We start from the raw sequence: 2,128 nt of genomic DNA on the forward strand, positions 1-2,128 counted from the left end.
ATCGAGGCCAGCTGGCGGTATCGAGGCCAGCTGGCGGTGCGCGCTCATCAGGGCGCCGTCGACGCAGTCCTGGGCGGCGATCTTCGCGCCGGCGGCGCAGACGGCGTTGGCGGCGGCCTTGATCTCGTTTTCGATCTGCACCGAGTTCTTGCCCGCGATCGAAACGCGAACTTCGTTGCTGATGGACTTGGCGCTGGCCGGGGCGACGGCGGTGGCGGCGGCGATGGCGAGGGCGGCGAAAGCGGCGAACGTCTTCATGGGTCTAAAGTCCTTCGAATGATCGGATGCTGGCCGGGGAGGGCCTTGATTTGTAAGCGCACTGAATTGGACGCGGCTTTTGGGCCCTCTGGATTAATCCGGGGTGTGGAAGCGCGGATAATTTTCGTTAACAGGCGGAGAATTCGTGCAGCTTGGCCGTAAAACGGCGAAATGATCGTCTTTTGAACGTGCGTCATCCGGTCGCATGTTTCGAATTTTCGGGTTTTCGCGCAATGAAGGGCAGGGCGGCCGCGGCCGCGGCCGGATCACGAAGCCGTTGAGAGAGGGCCGGTCGACCCGGAAAGCTTGGCGCCCCCGCCGACGCGCCTTAGAGAGGGCGTTTCTCCTCGACTTCTCCCGAGCTTACGTTCGATGCACGACATCAAGGCCATCCGCGACAATCCCGATGCTTTCGACCGCGCGTGGTCGGCCAAGGGTCGGTCGGGCGCGGCCGCCGAGGCCGTCAAGCTGGACGCCCAGCTGCGCGCGGCCCAGACGGCCCTGCAGGAAGCCCAGGCCAGGCGCAACGAGAGCTCCAAGCTGATCGGCCAGGCCAAGGCCAAGAAGGACGAGGCCGAGGCCGCGCGCCTGATGGCCGAGGTCGAGGCGCTGAAAGGCGTCATGGCCACCGCCGCCGAAGAGGAAGCTCTGGTCGGCGGTAAGCTGAAGGACCTGCTGGCCAGCCTGCCCAACATCCCGGCCCCCGAGGTCCCGGCGGGCGAGGACGAGAGCGGCAATGTCGAGCAGCGCCGCTGGGGCGACGCCAGCAAGCTGCCGGCCGGCCGCCTGAACGCGCCCAAGGACCACGTCGACCTGGGCGCGGCCCTGGGCGGCATGGACTTCGAGGCCGCCGCCCGCATGAGCGGCGCGCGCTTCGTGGTCCTCAAGAAGGAAATCGCCCGTCTCGAGCGCGCCATCGGCCAGTTCATGCTGGACCTGCAGACGGTCGAGCACGGCTACACCGAGATCTCGCCGCCACTGCTGGTCAAGGATGAGGCGCTGTTCGGCACGGGGCAGCTGCCGAAGTTCAAAGAAGACCTGTTTGCAGTCGGAAACGGTCTCTCTACATCGCGCGTCATTCGCGAAGGGCTGCGCGACATCGCCACTCAGGAGCCAGCTACTCGCGAGGAATCCTACAAGAGCTTGGAGAAGGCGTTCGACGTGCAGTTGGACGATGAAGATCGGGAGCGCCGCTGGCTGATCCCCACTGCCGAAGTCTCGCTGACTAACATCGTCCGCGAGCAGCTGATCGCCGAGGAAGAGCTGCCGATGCGGCTGACGGCGCTGACGCCGTCGTTCCGCGCCGAGGCCGGATCGGCAGGTCGCGACACGCGCGGCATGATCCGCCAGCACCAGTTCTACAAGGTCGAGCTGGTCTCGATCACCACGCCGGACCAGTCCGACGCCGAGCACCAGCGCATGGTCGAGTGCGCGGAAGCCGTGCTGAAGAAGCTGGAGCTGCCGTTCCGCACCATGCTGCTGTGCACGGGCGACATGGGCTTTGGCGCCAAGAAGACCTACGACCTGGAAGTCTGGCTGCCGTCGCAAAACATGTACCGCGAGATCAGCTCGTGCTCGAACTGCGGCGACTTCCAGGCCCGCCGCATGGACGCCCGCTTCCGCAAGACCGGCGAGAAGGGCGGCCACTTCGTCCACACCCTGAACGGCTCGGGCCTGGCCGTCGGCCGCACCCTGGTGGCCGTGCTGGAGAACTATCAGGACGAAGCCGGCCGCATCCACATCCCGGCGGCGCTGCAGCCCTATATGGGCGGGCTGACCCACATCGGGGGCGCCGCGTGATCGATCTGTCCGCTCTCATCCTCCCCCGTGAAACGGGGGAGGGGGACCGCGAAGCGGTGGAGGGGGCGCT

The 2,128-nt window shown here is 66.4% G+C and carries 2 protein-coding genes; one reads left to right on the forward strand and one right to left on the reverse strand.

The window, feature by feature from the left end:
• Positions 1-258 (reverse strand): hypothetical protein (locus tag AC1DSO_RS24690; RefSeq protein ID WP_477071319.1); only part of this gene is annotated, 258 nt, incomplete at its 3' end.
• A gap of 372 nt (positions 259-630) precedes the next feature.
• Between AC1DSO_RS24690 and serS the strand changes: the two genes are divergently transcribed.
• A complete protein-coding gene (gene serS, locus AC1DSO_RS24695) occupies positions 631-2,058 on the forward strand; it encodes a serine--tRNA ligase (protein ID WP_477071320.1) in 1,428 nt (475 codons plus the stop codon).
• Positions 2,059-2,128: the final 70 nt, after the last annotated feature.

This window comes from Caulobacter sp. P4_E5 (assembly GCF_056401555.1).

Excerpts from the sequence above, each read along its gene's own strand:
- serS (WP_477071320.1), top strand. The coding sequence starts at position 631 with ATGCACGACATCAAGGCCATCCGCGACAATCCCGATGCTTTCGACCGC.